General features: G+C 64.0%; 16 protein-coding genes. 5 read left to right on the top strand and 11 right to left on the bottom strand.

Features of this window, described 5'->3' with window-relative positions:
* Positions 1–115: 115 nt before the first annotated feature.
* A complete protein-coding gene (locus QCL51_RS05125) occupies positions 116–4396 on the top strand; it encodes a DEAD/DEAH box helicase (RefSeq protein ID WP_103443563.1) in 4281 nt (1426 codons plus the stop codon).
* A gap of 247 nt (positions 4397–4643) precedes the next feature.
* Entirely contained in the window at positions 4644–6263 is a 1620-nt protein-coding gene (locus tag QCL51_RS05120) for an FMN-binding glutamate synthase family protein (protein WP_028697979.1), read from the top strand.
* Positions 6264–6299: 36 nt separating this feature from the next.
* Here the strand turns inward: QCL51_RS05120 and QCL51_RS05115 are convergent, their stop codons facing one another.
* Entirely contained in the window at positions 6300–7718 is a 1419-nt protein-coding gene (locus tag QCL51_RS05115; protein ID WP_021781949.1) for an amino acid permease, read from the bottom strand.
* 391 nt (positions 7719–8109) lie between these two features.
* On the opposite strand from QCL51_RS05115, the gene QCL51_RS05110 reads away from it, so the two are divergent.
* The 3 genes from QCL51_RS05110 to QCL51_RS05100 all read left to right on the top strand — a co-directional run bounded on the left by QCL51_RS05110 (position 8110) and on the right by QCL51_RS05100 (position 12648).
* The gene (locus QCL51_RS05110) at positions 8110–11259 is read left to right on the top strand and encodes a transglycosylase domain-containing protein (RefSeq protein WP_021781948.1); all 3150 of its coding nucleotides are present in this window, start codon (positions 8110–8112) and stop codon (positions 11257–11259) included.
* A gap of 89 nt (positions 11260–11348) precedes the next feature.
* Positions 11349–11894, top strand: a complete 546-nt coding sequence (locus QCL51_RS05105; protein WP_021781947.1) for a PadR family transcriptional regulator — start codon at positions 11349–11351, stop codon at positions 11892–11894.
* Positions 11887–12648: a siderophore-interacting protein gene (locus QCL51_RS05100; protein ID WP_021781946.1), complete on the top strand. Its 762-nt coding sequence runs from the start codon at positions 11887–11889 to the stop codon at positions 12646–12648. Before QCL51_RS05105 ends, QCL51_RS05100 begins: the two co-directional genes overlap by 8 nt.
* Before the next feature lie 274 nt (positions 12649–12922).
* On the opposite strand, the gene gspN is transcribed toward QCL51_RS05100, so the two are convergent.
* From gspN to gspD, 10 genes are read right to left on the bottom strand one after another with little or no spacing between them, the layout of a single operon-like run.
* Positions 12923–13585, bottom strand: coding sequence for a type II secretion system protein N (gspN, locus tag QCL51_RS05095; RefSeq protein ID WP_103443560.1), 663 nt, complete (start codon positions 13583–13585; stop codon positions 12923–12925).
* Positions 13582–13968, bottom strand: coding sequence for a type II secretion system protein GspM (gspM, locus tag QCL51_RS05090; protein ID WP_103443559.1), 387 nt, complete (start codon positions 13966–13968; stop codon positions 13582–13584). The genes gspN and gspM overlap by 4 nt, the downstream gene beginning before the upstream one ends.
* Complete coding sequence (locus QCL51_RS05085) at positions 13965–15041, bottom strand: type II secretion system protein GspL (RefSeq protein ID WP_338444622.1); 1077 nt, start codon at positions 15039–15041, stop codon at positions 13965–13967. The genes gspM and QCL51_RS05085 overlap by 4 nt, the downstream gene beginning before the upstream one ends.
* Positions 15038–15628 (bottom strand): prepilin-type N-terminal cleavage/methylation domain-containing protein, encoded by a 591-nt coding sequence (locus tag QCL51_RS05080; protein WP_021781942.1) that lies wholly within the window; start codon positions 15626–15628, stop codon positions 15038–15040. Before QCL51_RS05080 ends, QCL51_RS05085 begins: the two co-directional genes overlap by 4 nt.
* Positions 15625–15993 (bottom strand): type II secretion system protein GspI, encoded by a 369-nt coding sequence (locus tag QCL51_RS05075; RefSeq protein ID WP_103443557.1) that lies wholly within the window; start codon positions 15991–15993, stop codon positions 15625–15627. The genes QCL51_RS05080 and QCL51_RS05075 overlap by 4 nt, the downstream gene beginning before the upstream one ends.
* Positions 15990–16421, bottom strand: coding sequence for a type II secretion system minor pseudopilin GspH (gspH, locus tag QCL51_RS05070; RefSeq protein WP_021781940.1), 432 nt, complete (start codon positions 16419–16421; stop codon positions 15990–15992). The genes QCL51_RS05075 and gspH overlap by 4 nt, the downstream gene beginning before the upstream one ends.
* A gap of 3 nt (positions 16422–16424) precedes the next feature.
* Entirely contained in the window at positions 16425–16859 is a 435-nt protein-coding gene (gene gspG / locus QCL51_RS05065; RefSeq protein WP_338444621.1) for a type II secretion system major pseudopilin GspG, read from the bottom strand.
* A 17-nt stretch (positions 16860–16876) separates the two neighbouring features.
* Positions 16877–18079, bottom strand: coding sequence for a type II secretion system inner membrane protein GspF (gene gspF, locus QCL51_RS05060; RefSeq protein WP_103443555.1), 1203 nt, complete (start codon positions 18077–18079; stop codon positions 16877–16879).
* A gap of 3 nt (positions 18080–18082) precedes the next feature.
* Complete coding sequence (locus QCL51_RS05055; RefSeq protein WP_274118659.1) at positions 18083–19531, bottom strand: ATPase, T2SS/T4P/T4SS family; 1449 nt, start codon at positions 19529–19531, stop codon at positions 18083–18085.
* Positions 19531–21267 carry a type II secretion system secretin GspD gene (gene gspD, locus QCL51_RS05050; RefSeq protein ID WP_103443553.1) on the bottom strand — a complete coding sequence of 579 codons (1737 nt, stop codon included), beginning with the start codon at positions 21265–21267 and terminating at the stop codon, positions 19531–19533. Before gspD ends, QCL51_RS05055 begins: the two co-directional genes overlap by 1 nt.
* Positions 21268–21279: the final 12 nt, after the last annotated feature.

The following is a 21279-nucleotide window of genomic DNA, read 5'->3' as shown; positions in this document are numbered from 1 at the left end:
TTGACTCGCGAGGATCCCATGGGGTCATTGGCCTGACAAGGCCGGTCATTCCTGTGCCGGCCTGACAGACGAGCGGCCCCTTGCCAACCCGTTGCACACCCTCCATAAACAACACATGAACCTGCCCGCCAAACACCACCCGGTGCTCGAGCTGTTCCATCCTGCCGTCAGCACCTGGTTCCGCCGCTACTTCGCCACGGTAACCGATGCCCAGGCCCAGGCCTGGCCATTGATCCACGCCGGGCAATCCATGCTGCTGGCCGCGCCGACCGGATCAGGCAAGACCCTGAGCGCTTTTCTGGCCGTGCTCGACGAACTGCTGCGCGAAGGCATGAAGCACCAGGGCGAGCTGCCCGCACAGACTCTAGTGATCTATATTTCACCTCTGAAGGCCCTGTCCAATGACATCCGTCTTAACCTGCAGGCCCCACTCGAAGGCATCAGCCAAGCCATCGCCGACCAAGGCCTGAACGCCCCACGTATCACTACGGCCGTGCGCACGGGCGACACACCGCAAAAGGAACGTGCCGCCATGCGCAAGCTGGCCCCGCACATTCTGGTGACGACCCCCGAATCGCTTTACGTGCTGATGGGCTCCGCTTCTGGCCGTGAAGGCCTGGCCAACGTGCACACCGTGATCGTCGATGAAATCCACGCCCTGGCCGGCAACAAGCGCGGCGCCCACCTGGCACTGACCTTGGAACGACTGCAAGCCTTGTGCAAAAGGCCACTGCGGCGTATAGGCCTGTCCGCCACGCAACGGCCGGTAGAGCGTGTGGCACAGTTTCTGGTCGGGAGCGGGCGTGCCTGCGCCATCGTCGATGTCGGCCATGCGCGCCAGCGCGATCTGGCTATCGAAGTGCCGCCAGTACCGCTGGGGGCAGTGATGGCTACCGACGTCTGGGGCCTCGTGTACGATCGTTTGGCCACCCTGGCCCGTGAACACCGCACCACGCTGGTATTCGTCAACACCCGGCGCCTGGCCGAGCGTATCACCCGCCACCTCAGCGACCGTCTGGGTAAAGAGGCGGTTGCCGCGCACCACGGCAGCCTGTCCAAGGAGCTGCGCCTGGATGCGGAGCAGCGGCTCAAGAGCGGCAAGCTCCAGGTGCTGGTAGCAACCGCATCGCTGGAGCTTGGCATTGATATCGGCGATGTCGACCTGGTTTGCCAGATCGCCTCGCCGGGCTCGATTGCCGCCTTCCTGCAACGGGTAGGCCGCGCTGGGCACCAGGTCGATGGTGTGCCAAAGGGGCGCCTGTTCCCCACCTCACGCGATGACCTGATCGAATGCGTTGCCCTGCTTGACTGCGTTCGCCAGGGCGAACTGGACGAACTGCACATCCCCCGGGCGCCACTGGATGTACTGGCCCAGCAGATCGTCGCAGAAGCCAGCAACCAGGCCTGGCACGAACAGGCTCTGCTGGATTGCCTACGCCAGGCTACACCTTACGCCGAGCTCGATCAGCACCATTACCAGGCCCTGCTGCGCATGCTCGCCGAGGGCTACAACGGCCGCCAGGGTGTGCGCAGTGCCTACTTGCACCGTGACGCAGTGACCGGCACGCTGCGTGGCCGACGTGGCAGCCAACTGACTGCGCTGACCAGCGGCGGCACCATCCCCGACAACGCTGACTACGCCGTGTTACTGGAACCGCAGGCGCTGAACATTGGCAGCGTCAATGAAGACTTTGCCGTGGAAAGCATTGCCGGCGATATTTTCCAGCTGGGCAACGCCTCGTATCGCATTCTGCGCGTAGAGCCGGGCCGGGTGCGGGTAGAGGATGCTCACGGCCTGCCGCCGACCATTCCGTTCTGGCTGGGTGAAGCGCCGGGGCGCAGTGACGAGCTGTCTGCCGCCGTAGCCCGATTGCAGGCGCGAATAGACCAGCAACTGGCGCAGGCAGGCGGCGACACGGTCGAGGTACTGGCCTGGTTGCAGGCGACCTTCGAACTGGACGAAGCCAGTGCAGGCCAGTTACTCGACTACCTGGCCCGCACCCGTGAAGTGCTTGGCGCCCTGCCCTCGCAGGATACGCTGGTGATGGAACGCTTTTTCGATGAGTCCGGCGGGACCCAACTGATCATTCATTCGCCCTACGGCAGCCGTATCAACCGCGCCTGGGGCCTGGCCCTGCGCAAACGCTTCTGCCGCACCTTCAACTTCGAGCTGCAGGCTGCCGCCAGCGAGGACGCCATCGTGTTGTCACTGTCGACCAGCCACAGTTTCGAGCTGGACGAAGTGTGGCGTTACCTGAACAGCCGCAGCGCCGAGCCGATCCTCATCCAGGCCCTGCTCGATGCACCGCTGTTCGGCGTGCGCTGGCGCTGGAACGCAGGCGTGGCCATGGCACTGCCGCGCTTTGTGGGCGGACGCAAGGTGGCACCACAAATCCAGCGCATGAAAAGCGAAGACCTGATTGCCGCTGTGTTTCCCGACCAGATCGCCTGCCTGGAGAACATCGTCGGCGAGCGGCAGATTCCCGACCACCCGCTGGTCGAGCAAACCCTCGACGACTGCCTGCACGAAGCAATGGACAGCGAAGGCTGGCTGGCCCTGCTGCGGCGCATGGAAAGCGGCGCAGTGCGCTTGCTGTGCAGGGACTTGCCCGCCCCCTCGCCGCTGGCATCAGCGATTCTCAACGCCCGGCCTTATGCCTTTCTGGACGATGCACCACTGGAAGAACGACGTACCCAGGCGGTACTCAACCGGCGCTGGAACGACGTGCACAGTAGCGACGACCTGGGCGCACTGGACGCTGATGCCATTGCTGCCGTCGCGGCCGAGGCCTGGCCACAGCCGGCCAATCCCGACGAAATGCACGAAGCATTGATGAGCCTGGGTGCCATCGGTCAGGTCGAGGTAGATGCCAATCCCTGCTGGGATTTGCTGCTAAGGCAGCTGGCCAAGGCCGGGCGTGCCTTGCGTCTGCCCGATGACAAGCTCTGGTTGGCCCGCGAACGCCTGAGCCTGCTGCTGGCACTGTACCCCACAGCGCACATGGAGCCAGCGTTCGAACGGCTCGCTGGCTTCGACCAGCCCATCGAACCCGACAACGCACTGAGCGAACTGCTGCGCGCCCGCCTGAGCGGCCATGGCCCGCAGACCCTGGCGCAAATCGCTGCGCCATTGGGCAAACCGGTAACCGATATCGAGCAGGCTCTGGCCCGCCTGGAAGCCGAAGGCTATGTGCTGCGCGGGCATTTCAGCCCAGGTACAACTGACTTGCAATGGTGCGAACGCCACTTGCTGGCACGCATCCACCGCTACACGGTCAAACGCCTGCGCCGCGAGATCGAACCGGTCAGCCTGCAAGACTTCATGCGCTTTCTGTTCGATTGGCAGCACCTGGCGCCTGACGAGCGCCTGCGTGGTCCGCAGGCGGTGGCCGAAGTGCTGGTCCAGTTACAAGGGTTCCCCAGCGCCGCAGCAGCCTGGGAGGCGGAACTGCTGCCGGCGCGTATCAAAGACTACAGTCCGCACTGGCTCGATGAAGCCTGCCGAAGCGGGCAGTTTGCCTGGAGCCGGCTGGCGGCAACAGTGGCGAGCAGCACGTTGACCAGTACCCCACTGGTGCTGCTGCCGCGGGAGCAGTTGAACACGTGGCGCAGTCTGGCGCCCGCACCTGCTGTCGACGCCCTTGGCCTACGTGCGCAACGTGTGCACGAAGCGCTGAAAACCCTGGGGGCGCTGTTCTTCGATGAACTGGCACATGAAGCACATCTGCTGCCCAGTGAACTGGAAACTGCACTGCAGGAGCTAGTGGGCTCAGGCCTGGTCGGGGCGGACAGCTTCACTGGCTTGCGCAGCCTTATCACGCCTGCAACCAAGCGCAGCTCACGTAACAGCCGCCGTGGCCACCCGCCACTTTCCAGCAGCATGGCACATGCCGGGCGCTGGTCACTGCTGCGCCGCAGCGTTGCGCCACCGGAGCACGACCAGCGCCTGGAGCACATTGCCCGCACGCTGCTGCGCCGCTATGGCGTGATCTGTTGGCGCCTGTTGGCGCGCGAGAGTGATGTACTGCCGCCCTGGCGTGAGCTGCTGCGCTGCTACCACCGATTGGAAGCACGTGGCGAAATCAGGGGCGGGCGCTTCATTGCCGGGCTGGCCGGTGAACAGTTCGCCTTGCCGGAGGCGGTAGTATTGCTGCGGCAAGTGAGACGACGTGAACCGGACGGAACGCTGCAGGTGGTGAGCGCCAGTGACCCGCTGAACCTGATCGGCTCGTTGCTGCCGGGGGCGAAAGTGCCGGCAGTGATTGGCAACCGGCTTCTGTATCGCGACGGAATACCGGTGGCGGTGCGGATGGCAGGGCGTTACGCGTATCTGATCGAGGCGTCCGCACAGGAGCAGGAAAGCTGGCGGCAAAAACTGCTGCGCGACACCCTGTAGGAGCGGGTTTACCCGCAAATATGGTAGCGGCGGCAACGGTGAACGGCGGGTGGAGATTGCCCGGCAGGCCCGACCCTTCGCCGGTAAACCCGCTCCTACAGCGGTTGGCGTTGCGCCCAGGCAATTTGGCTCGGGTCGAGAATGATTTGCGCTACCCCGATTTTATTTTGCAGTGCCCGGCAACTTGGCTATGGTCGGGGTTTGCCCCCAGGCCCTGAGCCTGACCGAGCCATCGCAAGGACCCTGTATGAGCCTGTCACTTCTCAGTCGTTATGCCTTCTTCGCCGCCTGTGTGCTGTTCACTCTGGCGAGCATCCCCTTCAGCCACCACGAATGGTTGTGGCCGTTCACCCTGACCACTGGCATCCTCAGCCTGGTCGGCCTGTTCGACCTGCTGCAGCAGCGCCACGCCGTACGCCGCAACTACCCGGTTCTTGGCAACATCCGCTATCTGGTCGAGGCCATTCGCCCGGAAATCCGCCAGTACCTGCTGGAGTCCGACAGCGATGCCCTGCCATTCTCCCGCGCCCAACGCTCGCTGGTGTATGCCCGGGCGAAGAACGAAGCCTCGGACAAACCTTTCGGCACCCTGATCGACGTATATGAATCCGGTTTCGAGTTTATCGGCCACTCGATGCGCCCGGCACCGCTGGCCGACCCGGCCAGCTTCCGCGTTATCGTTGGTGGGCCGCAGTGCAGCCAGCCGTATTCGGCCTCGATCTTCAACATTTCGGCCATGAGTTTCGGCTCGCTCAGTGCCAATGCCATCCGTGCGCTCAATCAGGGCGCCAAGCTGGGCAACTTCCACCACGACACCGGCGAGGGCAGCATCAGCCCTTACCATCGCGAGCACGGCGGTGACCTGGTGTGGGAACTGGGCAGCGGCTACTTCGGGTGCCGCACGCCGGATGGGCGCTTCGATCCCGAACGCTTCGCCGCCCAGGCGCGCAGCCCTCAGGTGCGCATGATCGAGATCAAGATGAGCCAGGGCGCCAAGCCCGGCCACGGCGGCATATTGCCCAAACACAAGGTTACCCAGGAAATTGCCGAAACCCGTGGCGTGCTGATGGGCGAGGATTGCATCTCCCCGTCGCGCCACAGCGCCTTCTCGACACCGATCGAAATGATGCAGTTCATCGCCCAGTTGCGTGAACTGTCCGGCGGCAAGCCGGTGGGTTTCAAGTTCTGCCTGGGTCACCCGTGGGAATTCATGGGCATCGCCAAGGCCATGCTGGAAACCGGCATCCTGCCCGACTTCATCGTCGTCGATGGCAAGGAAGGCGGCACCGGCGCAGCGCCTGTGGAGTTCACCGACCATATCGGGGTGCCACTGCGTGAAGGCCTGCTGTTCGTGCACAACACCCTGGTCGGCCTGAACCTGCGCGACAAAATCAAGCTGGGCGCCAGCGGCAAGATTGTCAGCGCCTTCGACATCGCCAGCGTGCTGGCCATTGGCGCCGACTGGGCCAACTCGGCACGCGGCTTCATGTTCGCCATCGGCTGCATCCAGTCGCAAAGCTGCCACACCAACAAGTGCCCGACCGGCGTGGCCACGCAAGATCCGCTGCGCCAGCGTGCGCTGGTGGTGCCCGACAAAGCCCAGCGGGTGCTGAACTTCCATCACAACACGTTGCGTGCCTTGGCGGAAATGCTCGCGGCGGCAGGCCTGGAGCACCCGGCTCAACTGGAGGCCAAGCACCTGGTGCGGCGCATTTCGGCCACCGAGATCAAGCTGTTCTCGCAGATGCATGTGTTCTTGAAGCCAGGTGAGTTGCTGACCGGCGAGGTGAACGGGCAGTTCTATTCGCGGATGTGGCAACTGGCCCGGGCGGACAGTTTCGAGCCGCACAGCGAAGTGGCGGCCTGACGGAACGCAGGGGCCGCAAAGCGGCCCCACGTCAGATCAGGAGGCGGTACTCGTCGCACCTTGTGCGTCTTTCGGCGCCAGGCGGAGCGTGTAATACAGCACCGTCAGCAGCACCAGGAACGCCGGGCCGATGTACAGGGCCACACGCGTATCCTCGAAGTACGCCATCAGCCCGACCACCAGCACCAGGAAGGCCAGCGCCAGATACGAGCTCAGCGGCCACAGCCACATGCGGTACTTCAATGCCTTGCGCTCGGCAGTGGTAAGGCCGGCGCGGAACTTCAGCTGTGCCAGCAAGATCATCACCCAGGTCCAGATCGCACCGAAGGTGGCGATCGAGGTTACCCAGACGAAGACCTTTTCAGGCACCAGGTAGTTGGCCAGCACGCCCAACAGCAACGCGCCGATCGACAGCAGCAGCGCATTGCGTGGCACGCCGTTCTTCGAGGTACGGGCGAAGGCCGCCGGGGCCTGGCCATTCTGCGCCAGGCTATAGAGCATGCGCCCGGTGCTGAAGATGCCGCCGTTGCACGACGAAAGCGCCGCTGTGATGACCACGAAGTTGATGATGCCGGCGGCGGTCTTGATGCCGAGACGCTCGAAGGTCATGACGAACGGGCTGCCCTGACTGCCGATTTCGTTCCACGGATAAATCGACAGGATCACGAACAACGCACCGACGTAGAACAGCAGGATGCGCCAGAACACCGAGCCGATGGCCTGCGGAATGGTCTTTTGCGGGTTGCGTGCTTCACCTGCGGTGAGGCCGATCATTTCCACGCCCAGGTAGGCGAACATCACCATCTGCAGCGACATCAGCACGCCAGTCACACCATTGGGCATGAACCCGCCGTTGCTCCACAGGTTGGAGATACCGACTGCGACACCGTCATTGCCAAAGCCGAAGGCAATGATGCCGATGCCGCCAAGAACCATGGCGATGATGGTGACGATCTTGATCAGCGCGAACCAGAACTCGAACTCACCAAAAGCCTTCACCGCCACCAGGTTGACCGCGCCCATACTGCCCAGCGCCGCCAGGGCCCAGATCCAGCGCGGTACGTCGGGGAACCAGATGCCCATGTAGATGGCCACTGCAGTAATTTCGGCAACACAGGTCACCAGCCACAGGAACCAGTAGTTCCAGCCGGTCAGGAAGCCCGCCAATGGGCCGAGGTAATCCTGGGCATAACGGCTGAAAGAGCCGGCGACAGGGTTGTGCACGGCCATTTCACCAAGCGCGCGCATGATCACCAGGATGGCCAGGCCACCGATGATGTAGGACAACATGATGGCCGGGCCGGCCATTTCGATCGCCTTGGCCGAACCGAGGAAAAGACCGACACCGATACAGGCGCCCAGCGCCATCAGGCGGATGTGCCGTTCGCCCAGTTCACGCTTGAGCGGGCCGCCTTCAGTGGCCTGGCCGTGGGCAGAGTGGTTGCCGACTGGCATAGCAATACAACCTCATTTTGTTATTGGATTTGACCTCCGTGCAGCCGCGACCATGCCGATAGGCGTGGCGTTGGCTTGCCAGGCCGGCCTTGTGAGCCGGCCCATGTGCCGGACTAGAGCGCCCGGCAGGGCGAAGGGGGCCAGCAGTATAGGAAGACCGTTGTAGGAGTTTTCACTGTATATATGCAGAAATTTGGCTAGAACTCTGGGGCCGCTGCGCCCCACAAAAATCGCCAAGGCACCATAGCAACATCGTCCGTTGAGGAAACCCACACCAAAGCCGCATAGCCCTACGCCACTTTTCCCTTCTTCTTACAAATTTTTCACCCTATCCACTCAACGTCTAAGCTTCAGACAAGCAAGACGAAAACACCTGGCCGGATAGAAGACTATGGGCGCACTGTGGCAATCGGAACCCAGCAGAACGGAAGCACCCGAGATACCTCCGGCCGAGACGCCACAACCTGAATCCCCCCGTCAGCGTCGGCTATGGTGGTGGCTGATCCTCCTCACCCTGCTGGTGGCACTGGTAGCTATCGCCGTTGCTGCGTACGACGAGTTCCGCACCTCCGAACTACAATCGCGCGAGTTCAGCAAACTGGCCGGTACACTGACCTACTCGCTGCAACCTGGTCCCAGCGACGCCATCATCTACCCCGGCGATGGGCCGTTCGACAAACGCCTGGGCTATAGCGCCCTGGGTGAATTCCTGCCACGCCTGCTCAAGCGCGACTACCTCATCAGCGAACAGGTGAAGTTCTCTCCCGCACTGATGAACTACGTCGAACATGGGCTGTTCGCTCCCTATATCGAGAAGATCCAGGCCGGCCTGTCGATCACCGACTGCCGCGGCGACACGCTGTACCAGTACAACTACCCCCAGCACCTGTACCCGGACTTTGCGGCGATTCCTCCCGTGATGGTCAACAGCTTGCTGTTCATCGAGAACCGCGACCTGTTGGATACCAACGAACCACGTAACAACCCGGCCGTGGACTGGCCACGCTTTGCCAAGGCCGCCTACAGCCAGGTCGCCAAGTACCTGGCCCTGCCCGGCCAGTCTGCCGGCGGCAGCACCCTGGCCACACAGCTGGAGAAATATCGCCACTCACCCGATGGCCTGACGGTGTCGGGCGCGGAGAAGATCCGGCAGATGATTTCTGCCAGCGTACGTGCCTACCAGGGCGGCCCCGACACCACAGAGGCACGCCAGCGCATCGTGCGCGACTACCTCAACAGCGTACCGCTGTCGGCCGTGCCTGGGCATGGTGAGGTACATGGCATGGCCGAGGGCCTGCGGGTGTGGTACGGCGCCGACTTCGACCAGGTCAACCAGGCCCTGAACGCCACCGCCACCGACCCCGAGAGCATGGCCGCGCGCGGCCTGGCCCTGCGCCAGGTACTGTCGCTGATGATTGCCCAGCGCCGCCCCTCGTATTACTTGTCCAAGGGCCGGGTCGAGTTGGCCGAACTCACCGACTCGCACATTCGCGTGCTTGCCGCCAACAAGGTCATCAATCAGCCGCTGGCCGATGCCGCGCTGGCCAGCAAGGCGGTGTACCGCGACTGGGTAGCGCAGCCAACCATCGTACCGATCATCACCAACAAGGGCATCAGCCTGGCACGCAACCGCCTGTCGGCCATGCTCAACCGCCCGCTGTACGACCTTGACCGCCTTGACCTGTCAGCCACCAGTACCTTGCAGGCCGACCTGCAACTGCAGGTCAGCCAGTACCTGAAAAACCTTGCCGACCCAGAGTTTGCCGCACAGATCGGCCTGATCGGCGAGCGGCTACTCACTGCCAAGACCACCGACCAGGTGAGCTACAGCTTCACCTTGTTCGAGCGCACCGCCGATGGCTCGCGGGTACGGGTGCAGACCGACAGCACCAACCAGCCCTTCGACATCAATGAAGGCAGCAAGCTGGAACTGGGCTCAACCGCCAAGCTGCGGGTACTGACCACCTATCTGGAAATTATCGCCGAGCTGCACGACAAGTACGCGGGCAAACCTGCCGCCGATCTGAAGAAGGTCGAAGTGGCCGAACTCGACCGCATCACGCAATGGTCGCTGGAATGGCTGGCACAGAACAGCAAAAACCAGAGCCTGGACGCCATGCTCGACGCCGCGCTGGAACGCAAGTACTCGGCCAACACCGGCGAAGCGTTCTTCACTGGCGGCGGGATGCATGTGTTCAACAACTTCCGCAAGGAAGACAACAACCGCAACCCGACACTCAAAGACGCACTGCGCGAATCGATCAACCTGCCGTTCATCCGCCTGATGCGCGACCTTGTGCGCTACGTGACTTACCAGCAGCCGTACAACCGCGTGGCGCTGCTCAAGGACGACACCGACCCGCGCCGTCAGGAGTACCTTGCGCGCTTCGCCGACAAGGAGGGCACCAAGTACCTGATGCGCTTCTGGAAGAAGTACCAGCGTAAAACCTCGCAACAACGCCTGGACACGTTCCTCGACAGCATGCGCGTGACCCCACAGCGGTTAGCGGCAGTACACCGCTACCTGTTCCCCGAGGCAGGCCAGGAAACGTTCAACGCATTCGTGCGTGCCCACCTCAACGGTAACAAGAAAGTGTTGGGCAAACTGACCGATGGCCGTCTGTCAGAGATGTACGCTGCTTACGGCCCAGGCAAGTACGACCTGCCCGACCAAGGTTACATCGCCAAGGTTCACCCGCTGGACCTTTGGCTGCTTGGCTACCTGCTGAAGCACCCAAGCTCGACACTGACCGAGATGGTCAATGCCAGCCGTTTCGAGCGCCAGGAGGTATATGGCTGGCTGTTCAAGAGCCGCCACCAGAGCGCCCGAGACAGCCGTATCCGCACCATGGTCGAAATCGAAGCCTTCCTCGATATCCACCAGCGCTGGAAACGCGTGGGCTATCCATTCGACCACCTGGTGCCCTCATTGGCCACCGCCATCGGCAGCTCCGGCGATCGCCCCGCTGCCCTCTCGGAACTGGTCGGGATCATCCAGAACGACGGCATTCGCCTACCAACCCTGCGCATCGATACCCTGCACTTTGCAGCCAATACACCCTACGAGACCAAGTTGATCACAGACCCGGACCGGGGCGTGCGAATTCTGCCGGTCGAAGTGGCACGTGCGCTCAAAGGCGCCATGTCGCAAGTGGTCGACGCAGGTACCGCGCGGCGTATTTCCGGCAGCTTCAAGCTACAGGACGGCACGCCACTGGTGATGGGCGGCAAGACCGGTACCGGTGACAACCGAATCGAAAGCTTCGGCGCCGGCGGCCGGCTGATCGGTTCGCGCTCGCTGAACCGCACCGCCACCTTCGTGTTCTTCCTCGGCGACAACCACTTCGGCACGCTGACCGCCTTCGTGCCGGGTCGCACGGCAGAAGCGTTCAAATTTACCTCGGCGCTGCCGGTGCAGGTGCTCAAGGGCATGGCACCGATCCTCATGCCATACCTGCAGCCAGGCAACCCGAATGAGTGCAAACCGCCACAGGTTGCCCTGCACACACCGCCGCCGACAGGTAACACATCGACTGAGTAGATGATAATCATCAGCATTTAAAGGCTTGTCATTAGATATATCTTGAGTAATATCTTACGATATATCGCAAACGACAGAGCCCTATTCTTATGCGCGAACATCACCCTCATGACCCCTTCGAGCGGCGCCCCGGCCGTGGCGAACGCGGCCCGCGGGTCTTCGCCCCTGGTGACCTCAAGCTGCTGATGCTGGACATGCTGGCCGAGCAACCCGGCCACGGTTACGACCTGATCCGCCAGATCGAAAACCTGTTCGAAGGCAGCTACAGCCCAAGCCCCGGGGTGATCTACCCCACGCTGAACTTTCTTGAAGAAGCCGAGCTGATCAGCGGCCAGGTGCAGGGCAGCAAACGCCTGTATGCCATCACCGATGCCGGCCGCAGCGCCTTGGCGGATCAGGCGGTAGCCCTGGATGGCGTGCGCATGCGCATCGAGGTCAGCAAACGCGCCCTGCGCGGCCACGACCGCCCACCAGAGATTCATGAAGCAGTCGGCAACCTGCGCCATGCACTGCACATGCACAGCGGCCGCTGGACCGCGGAAGAAATCGAACGGGTCCGTGACCTGCTCAACCATGCCGCCAAGGCCATTGCCTCCGGGCCAACCGAACCTTTCAGGGAGACGCCCAATGAGTGACACCGTTCACCGCGTAAACCATGAGATCCGCCAGCGCCGTCTGCAGGTACTTCGGGTCACCGAGCTGACCCCGCGCATGCGCCGCATCACCTTGGGGGGTGCCGAGCTGCAAGGCTTTACCAGCATGGGCAGCGACGACCATATCAAGCTGCTGTTCGCCGAAACGCCGGAGCAACAACAGGCCATCGAGGCCCGTAATCTGGGTAAGGACGGTGGCGCGCGGCCTACCATGCGCGAGTACACGCCACGGCGCATCGACCTGGTGGCAAATGAGCTGGACATCGACTTCGTGCTGCACGGCGACGGCCCTGCCTCTACCTGGGCCGCACAGGCCACGCCCGGGCAAACCCTGGACATCGCCGGACCAAGGGCCTCGCTGGTGGTACCGGATATTTTCGACAACTACCTGCTGATCGGCGATGAGACTGCCATCCCGGCAATTGGCCGTCGGCTGGAGGAGTTGCCAGCCGGCCGCCAGGTGCTGGCAGTGATCCAGATAGAAGACGAGCAGGAGCGCCAGCCGCTGCCAAGCAAGGCCCAGGTGGAAGTGATCTGGGTACGTCGCCAAGAGGAAGACTTGTTGGCACTGGTGCGAAACCTGAGCTTGCCGCAAGGCCAGCTGTATGCCTGGGTGGCGCTGGAGAAAGCCCTGACTCGCCAGGCCAAGGCGTTGTTGCTGGAGAAAGGGGTAAAGGAAGACGCGCTAAAGGCTGCAGCCTACTGGCGGGCCAACGGGACCGCCGACGACGAGTGATCGTGATTGCCTGATCTGCCGTCTTCGCGGGCAAGCCCGCTCCTACACTGATCGGGGATGGACGCAAATCGGCGGTTGGACACAAATCGGTTGTTGGCACAGGCCGTTGTAGGAGCGGGTTCACCCGCGAACACCGGCGCAGCCGGCGCCACGCAAAGCGCCGCCTGCGTCTCGGTTTGAACCATTTGATAAGACCAAGCGGTTCAGCCCCGACCACCTCAGAAAAGCTCGACCGCCCACAGCGTATCTACAGGGCGCCACGCCACGTTGTTGCTTACCAACGAAGGTCTCGCTGCCCCGCCAGGGCCTGCGGCCCGAGCCATTGGGCCCCACGCAACAATGGCGTCAACGGCGCTTCAGGCTGCAGCTGGAACACCACCTGCGCCCGGCGCCCTGGCAGGTCGGCATCCACGCCCAGTTGATGTTGCCCTTGCTGCGCTAACTGCCCGCGCAGGTGCCAGCCACTGCGGCAGTCCATTTCCAGCCAGCCGTGCCCAAGGCCTAGTGACCAAGGGTCGCTCAGCGCAAGGTCGGTTACGATCACGCGGCCTTCACTGGCTTGGCATTGGCGCCCTGCCCCTTGCATCTTCAACACACCCTGCCACTGGCCGGCCAGGCGGTAATCCGTCGATACCGTCGCCAAAGTCCCCTTGGCTGATACCTCCAGCCGCCAACGCCAAGGCCAGCCGTCTGCAAGCAACTGCCAGGCCTGGCCCTGGAACCCCACCTGCGCATTCGCCTGCAAGCGCCAGGGCTGCAGCGTCCAGCGCAAAGGCCCGACCGGCCCCCATTGTTGTGCCTGCCCTTGCCAAAGGCTTCCACTGACATCACGTATCGGCAGGCCGGACGCACGCACCAACCACTTGGCCGGAAGCTCGATAAACAGCGTGAGCACGAATACCAATAGCACACAGGCCATTGCTGCTCTGCGGCTCATGGCTGCACCACCAGGTCGAATCGCAAAGCCTTGCCCTGCTGCTCCAGCCCCCATTGCAACGGCAGTGCGCCTTCTGCACGCAGGCTCTGCAGCCAGCCTTGCAGCATGCGCTCATCGGCCACTTGCCCGCGCAGCTGCCAGGCCTTGTCTTGTGTATCGACTTCGGTCAGTTCGATCCCACGGGCCTGGGCCGACTGACGTAGCCGCTCCAGGTTCACACCGGGCCCGCCTTGCAGGCTGGCCGCCTGTTCGGCCAGCGCGCGCCACTGGCCAAGCTCGCGCCATTGCGCAACGCCTTCACGCAGGGCCAGGACGGCCAGCAGCAGAGCGATCAGTCCCCAGGCGAACTTGAAGCGATGACGCTGTAACCAGTCCCGGTTCATGAGGCGGCTCCCAAGTCGAAGATCACCCGGCCTTCTTGAACCTGCACTGTGGCGCCAGCGGCAGCCGCCATATCACGCCATGGCGGCGCATTGCCCTCGCCCTCCAGGCGCAGGTGCCAACGCTGACCATCGAAGCGCACCGCTTGCAGGCGCCAATCAGGGTTGGCACGCAGCCAGGCCTGCAAGCGAGCCTGCAGGTCGTCTAGCTGACGTGTACGCAGTTGCTGCTGCAGTACGCTCTCGCGCAGGCGCTTGAGGGCCTGCGCCGCGTGCCGAGGGCTGGCCTGCTCGCCGGTCACGGCAATGACCTGGCTGCGCCAGAGTTGCGCCTGGCGCCATTGCTGGCTCAACCACAAACCACCCCAAACGGTGGCCAGCACCAGGCAAGCCGCCAGCAGCCGCTGCTGCTGGCGGGACGCCACCGGCAACGAGCGGACTTTGCGGGTGCGTTCGAACAGACCGGGTAATGTGTCGAGCGGCGCAAATACGGTGGGCCAGTTGCCGCTCAGCGACGTCTTGTGCAGCCCTGCCCACGGTGGCTGCGGCACCCCACCCAAGGCATCAGACCAGGCCAGCCAGTGTTCCTGTCCGTCTTCGGCCAGCCCTTTGTAACAGGACATGCCGGGCATACGCTGCCATTGCCAGGCGCATCCTGGCTCGGGCAGCGGCAGCAACTGCAGCTCCGCCCAGCAGCGCACCACCTGCAAGCCCCAGGCGGCACATTGGCCACGCCAGTCATCCAGTTGCTGACGCGCCACTACCAGCAGGCGAAGGTGCCCGGGTTCACGGGCCAGGCAGGCACAAGCCACCTCATGCGGGGCCTGCAGCAAGCGATCCTCAAGCAACAAAGGCCATTCTTCGCGCTTGAGCCCGGGCGGGGCCGGCACGCGAAAATGGCTGCAGGCTTCGGCAGGCAGAACCAGCGCAACATGGGCCTGCGGGTTGGCCGGTGGCTCACCCTGCCCCTGGCTTTGCAAAATACCCTCCTGGACCAGCGCCCAGTGCCAGACAGCACCCGGGCGCAGCAATAGCCACGCCTGGGCCGGCGTACGCCGCCGCCATTCAAATTTCATGAGCGCCCCCATGGAAGGGCGAAGGTGCAGACATAGGGGGCTCCATCACGCAGCAGTTCCAGACGCACGCCACGGCCTGGGTGCACCGGTTGGTCAGAAGGCCAGGCCAGCCAGCGGCCGCCCTGGTAGTACAGAACGTTCATGGCGCTGACCTGGTCGAGTCGTTCGCGCTGTACCCAGCGTGGGGCGACGGCGGCGTACAAATCCGCCGAGCTTTCCAGCAGCAGGCGCTGCTCACGGGCCTCGAAGCGCAGGCGCTGGCGTTGCAGGCGCGAGCCACCTTCGGCTGCCGGCAGGCCGGTGCTGGCAACCCACAGCAACTGGTTGCTGGCGGGCTGCCAGTCCAGCCAACGACTGGCCAACGGCAGACGCTGGTCGTAGACACGGCGCAGCACCGGGCTGTCGAAGCGCCGCTCCAGCGCCAGGCAAAAGTCCAGCACCGAGGTTTGCTGATTGGTGTGCTGCAGGCGCTCGCGCACCTTCAGCCAGCCGTTGACCAAGGCAGCCAGCATGATGCCAAGCACGGCAGTCAGGGCCAGAGCGACCATCAGTTCGATCAGGGTCAGGCCTGCCTGGTGGCGTTTCATGGGCGCTCCAGAAACACGGTGTACTGGCCCAGTGGCAGGCGCTGCTCGCGGTCGGCGAACAGCTGTAGCTCGCCACGGCGCAGGTCGCGCACGCCGGTGCGGCGCAGTTGCAGTTGCCAGTGACACAGTTGGCCACCTTGCCCAAGCTCGCCGGCTACCTGGTTTTCGGCAGGCCAGTACTGCTCGACGACAAAGCGTGCTTGCAGCTCACGCGCGCACAACAAGCCAAGGCGGTGCTGTTGCAGGTTGTCCTGCACAGCCAGCCGCTGGCGGAGTACCTGGCTGGTGATCACCGCCAGCACGGCAGCGATCGCCAGGGCTACGGTCACCTCCAGCAGAGTGAAACCACGCTGTGTTTGCTTCATGGCACTACCCACATGCCATCGGTGCGGCTCCAGGCCCATTGCTGACTGCCATCGGCCCAGCGCCAGCGCACGCTACCCGACTGCGCCCAGCCATGCGGCGTGAACAGCACGCGCGGTTGCGGGCTGGCCGGCCAGTCCGGGTGCAGGCCCTTGGGCCAGTCGCCGAGCGGCACCGCTTCGACCACCCAGGCATTGGCCTCGCGGCGCACGAACTCCGGGCGCTGGCCATTCCAGCGCAGCCCGCGCAGTTGCCCGGCATGCCGGGCCAGCGCGGCCTGGCCGCGAGTCTCGGCCGCCAATCGTTGCAAGGCCTGGTCGACACGGGCCTGGCCACTGCCGAGCCCGACTACCGCCAGCCCGGTCATCAGCCCGGCGATGGCCAGTACCACCAGCAGCTCGATCAGGCTGAAGCCACGCTGACCGCGCACCGGTTACAGCGCCCAGTTGCCCAGGTCGGCATCCTGGCCTTCGCCACCCGGCATGCCATCGGCGCCCAACGAGTACACATCGACCCGGCCGTGTTCGCCGGGCATGCGGTACTGGTAAGGGGTGCCCCACGGGTCTTCCGGCAGGCGACGCACGTAGCCATCATTGCGCCAAGACCGAGGCAGCGGCTCCTGAGCCGGCTTTTTCACCAGCGCGGCCAGGCCCTGTTCGTTACTGGGGAAGCGCAGGTTGTCCAGACGGTACATGTCCAGTGCCTGCTCCAGGGTGGCCAGGTCGGCCATCACCTTCTGCTTCATGGCCTTGTCCTGGTTGCCCAGCACGCTGGGCGCAACCACGGCGATCAGCAGGCCGATGATGAAGATCACCACCATGATTTCCATGAGGGTGAAGCCGCGTTGGCGGTTACGTCGATGCTGCATGGCAATACTCCTTGTCGTCACAATTGCAGGCCCTGGTTGAGTTGCATGATCGGCAGCAACACCGCCAGCACGATGAACAGCACCACAGCGCCCATCACCAGGATCATCAGGGGTTCGAACAGCGCCATGGCGGTATCGACCTGGCGGGCAAAGCCGCGCTCCTGGTCGTCGGCCACGCGCTCGAGCATGTCCGCCAGGGTGCCGCTGGCCTCGCCGCTGCCGACCATATTCACCAGCAGCGGCGGGAATTGCTGGCTGGCATCCAGCGCACGGTGCAGGCTTGTGCCGCCCTGCACGTGTTGGCGCACCTGCTCCATGGCCAGGCGGATACGCCGGTTACCGATGGTTTCAGTGGCCACTTGCAAGGCTTCGAGCAGGGCCACGCCACTGCCAGTGAGAATCGCCAGGCTGCGCGCCAGACGTGCGCTTTCCAGCACCTGCAGCAGGCTGCCAATACGTGGCAGGCGCAGCAGCAGTTGGTCGCGACGCAGACACCAGTGCGGTTTGCGCAGCAACCATCCAGCCAGCACGGCAAGCATCAACGCCAGCCCCAGCAACCACGGTCCGGCCTGCACCACCGCCTGGCTCAAGCCGATCAGCAACGAGGTAATCAGCGGCAGACTCTGCCCGGCGTGGGCAAACTGTTCGGTGAGCTTGGGCACGACGAAGGTCATCAGGCCAATGACCACGGCCAGCGACACCCCCATCAGTACCGTGGGGTAGATCAACGCAGTACGGGCCTTGTGTTGCTGGCGTTGCACCTGCTCCAGGTGGTCGGCCAAGCGGGTCAGCACCTGGGCCAGGTGCCCGGAACGTTCGCCGGCCTCGACCAGCGCGCAGTACAGGCCAGTGAACGGTGCGCCCTGCCGGGCCAGGCTGCGGGCCAGGCCCAGGCCTTCGGCCAGCGAGCCGCGCAAGGCCACCAGCACACTGTGCAGGGCGGGCTGACGCAGTTGCCGTTCAAGGGTGGCAAGGGCATCGACCAAGGGAATGCCGGCCCCGGTCAAGGTGGCCAGCTGACGGGTCAGCTCACACAGCTGGGCGCGGCTCAGGCGCTGGCGACGGGGTTGTCGGCTGCCGGCTTCATGACGCTGCAACTGGCGGGCGAACAGGCCCTGCTCGCGCAACAGCTGGCGAGCGTGGCGTTCACTGTCAGCCTGCAAGCTGGCCTTGTGCGATTTGCCGGCGAGGTCAACGGCCTGGTAGCGATAGGTTGGCATGCCTTAGCCCTGTACCACGCGCAGTACTTCGGCCAGGCTGGTCTCGCCGCGAGCAAGGCAATCGCTGGCCATCGCCACCAGGCTTTGGCGCCGATCAGCCAGATGATCCTGCATGGCCAGCTCACTGGCGCCGTCGTACAACAAGCCGATGAGCCCAGCGTCCAGTTCGATAAACTCGTACAGCCCCAGTCGCCCGATATAACCGCTGCCCTGGCACTGCTCGCAGCCCACGGCGTGATAAGTGCTGTCCAGTGCCGCCAGCTCGGGCCACAGCTCGCGCTCGGCGGCCTGTAGCGGGTGCGCCACGGCACAGCTGCACAAACGCCGCACCAGGCGCTGGGCCAGGACGCCGCGCAGGCACGAGGCGATCAGGAAGGGCTCGATGCCCATGTCGCGCAGGCGGGTCACTGCGCCTACCGCGCTGTTGGTGTGCAAGGTCGACAGCACCAGGTGGCCGGTGAGGCTGGCCTGCACGGCGATCTGCGCAGTCTCCTGATCGCGGATTTCGCCGAGCATGATCACGTCAGGGTCCTGACGCAGGATGGCGCGCAGGCCACTGGCAAATGTCAGCCCGGCACGCGGGTTGATGGCGGTTTGGCCAATGCCGGCGATGGCGTACTCCACCGGGTCCTCGACGGTAAGGATGTTGCGGCTGCCATCGTTGAGGCTGTTCAGGCTGGCGTACAGGGTCGTGGTCTTGCCCGAACCGGTCGGCCCGGTGGACAGCACAATGCCGTTGGGCCGCGCCAGGCAACTGCGCAGGCCCTGCAATACCGCTGCCGGCATGCCCAGGTTATCCAGCGCCAGCAGGCTGGCCTGCTTGTCGAGCACGCGCATCACCACCCGCTCGCCGTGGATGCCGGGCAAGGTCGAGACTCGTACATCCACTTCGCGCCCCGCCGCGCGCAAGGTGATGCGGCCGTCCTGGGGCTGACGCTTTTCAGCGATGTCCAGGCGGGCCATGACCTTGATCCGTGATACCAGCATGGCCGACAGCGCACGCGGTGGACGCAGCACCTCACGCAGGTGGCCATCGACCCGCAGACGCACCACCAGGCTCTGCTCGAAGGTCTCGATATGGATGTCCGAGGCGCGCAGCCGCAGCGCCTGGCCGAACAGGCCGTTGATCAGGCGGATCACCGGCGCTTCGTCGTCGCTTTCAAGCAGGTCTTCGATGCGCGGCATCTCGCTCATCAGGCTATCCAGGTCGACCTGGTCGCCGATGCCTTCGATCAGCGCCTCGGTGGCGGCATCGCCGGCCTGGTACAGCTGGCCAAGGCGCTCGTCGAACAGCGCAGGTTCCAGATATTCGAGCAGGCTTGGCTGGCCATGCACACGCAACAACTCCTGCAACTGGGCATTGTCGGCGTCGGGCCGCAGCCATAGCTGCCAGCCCTGCTCTGCCGGGGCCATGGCCACTCCGCTCTGCCGTGCCTGGCGATAGGGCAGCATCACCAGTCACCGCCTTCCAGGCGTGCGCGGCTGGCGGGGAATACCTGCAACAGCCGCGTGCCCTCTGCAAGGTCCGGCAATTGCAGCGGTGTGGTCTGCTGCAGGGTGCGGTACTTGTCTTCACTGAGGCCCGCAAGGCTCGGGCCGTCGCGCAGGATACGCGGGCGGATGAACACCATCAGGTTCTGCTTGGTATTGCGGGTGGCATCGGAGCGGAACAACCGGCCAAGATAAGGAATGTCGCCAAGCAGCGGCACACGCTGGTTGCTGGTACTCAACTCGTCACTGATCAGGCCGCCAAGTATCACCAGGCCGTTGTCCTCGACCATGACCTTGGTCTTGATCTCGCGCTTGTTGGTGATCACGTCGCTGGCCGAGCTGGTGTCGGCAATCGACGACACCTCCTGGACGATGTCCAGGCGCACGCTGTTATCGATATTGATCTGCGGCTTGATGCGCAGCTTCACCCCGACTTCCTTGCGCTCGATGGTCTGGTACGGGTTGGCGTTGTTCTGCGTCACGGAGCCGGTGACGAAGGGCACCTCCTGACCGACCAGGATTGATGCTTCGGCGTTGTCCAGGGTCAGCAAGGTGGGCGTGGACAGCAGGTTGAAGCCGCTCTTGCCCTTCAGCGCGTTGATCAGCATGGCGAAGTTGAAGCCCCCGCCGAAATGGCCGATGCCCGCCGTGGCACCGGTAGTGGTGGACAACAGGTCACCCAGGGCCTCGTTGTCGCCACTGGCGGCGGCCCCGGCAATGCTGGCGATATTCACCCCGTTACTGCCGAAGTTGACGATACCGGCGCCGAACTTCTCGTCGGCGAACAGCCACTGCACACCCAGCTCCTGGGCGCTGCTGTCGGACACCTCGGCGATGATCGCTTCGACCACCACCTGGGCACGGCGAATGTCCAGTTGCTCGACAATGGCCCGGTACGCTGCCAGCTCGCTGTCGGGGCCGACCATGACCACGGCATTGGTACCTTCTTCGTATTCCAGGCGGATGCCCGGGCCACCGGAGGCTGGCATCACCGGCCGGTCCTTGCCCTCTGCCTCACCCGCGCCCTCAGCCGGCACCGCACCTTCCTGGCTGAGCCCTCGCAGCACCTTGACCACTTCACCGGCATTGGCATGGCGCAGGTAGATCACCTGGGTGCTGCCATTGCCCGGTGCCTCTTGAGGGCGGTCAAGCTGGCGCAGCAGGCTGGCGATGCGTTCGAGGTTGCTGCGCCAGTCAGTCACCACCAACTGGTGCGCCGCCGGGTACGGTGTAATAACCCCAACCCGCGGGTCGATCAGCGGTTTGAGGATACCCAGTACCTGTTCGCTGGCGGCGTTGCGCACGTTGAATACGCGGGTGGCCACGCTGTCGCTACCCTCACCCTGCCGCCCGCCCGCCTCCACTGGCACCGGCTCCAGGCGCGCGGCCTGGTCGGGCACGATCTTCACGCTGCCATTGGGCAGGTCGACGGTGGCATACCCCTGGGCGCGCAGTTGGGCCAGGAAGATGTCGTAGATGGCGTCGGCGTCGTGCAGGTCGACAGTGCGCACGGTGACCTTGCCCTTGACCCGGGGGTCGACGATGAAGGTAGTGCCGGTGATGCGCGACACGCTGTCGATGAACTCGCCGAGTTCGGTATCGACGAAATTCACTTCGTACATCGGCGTACCGTTGTCATCGAACACCGGCTCTTGGGCATAGGCCATGGACAAGGCCAGGCTCAGCGCAGCCGCCATGCAGTATCTAAC

Origin of the sequence: Pseudomonas sp. LTR0 (assembly GCF_036630035.1) — a bacterium.
GTDB lineage: Bacteria > Pseudomonadota > Gammaproteobacteria > Pseudomonadales > Pseudomonadaceae > Aquipseudomonas > Aquipseudomonas putida_Y.
This window is presented reverse-complemented; position numbering and strand designations above follow the sequence as displayed.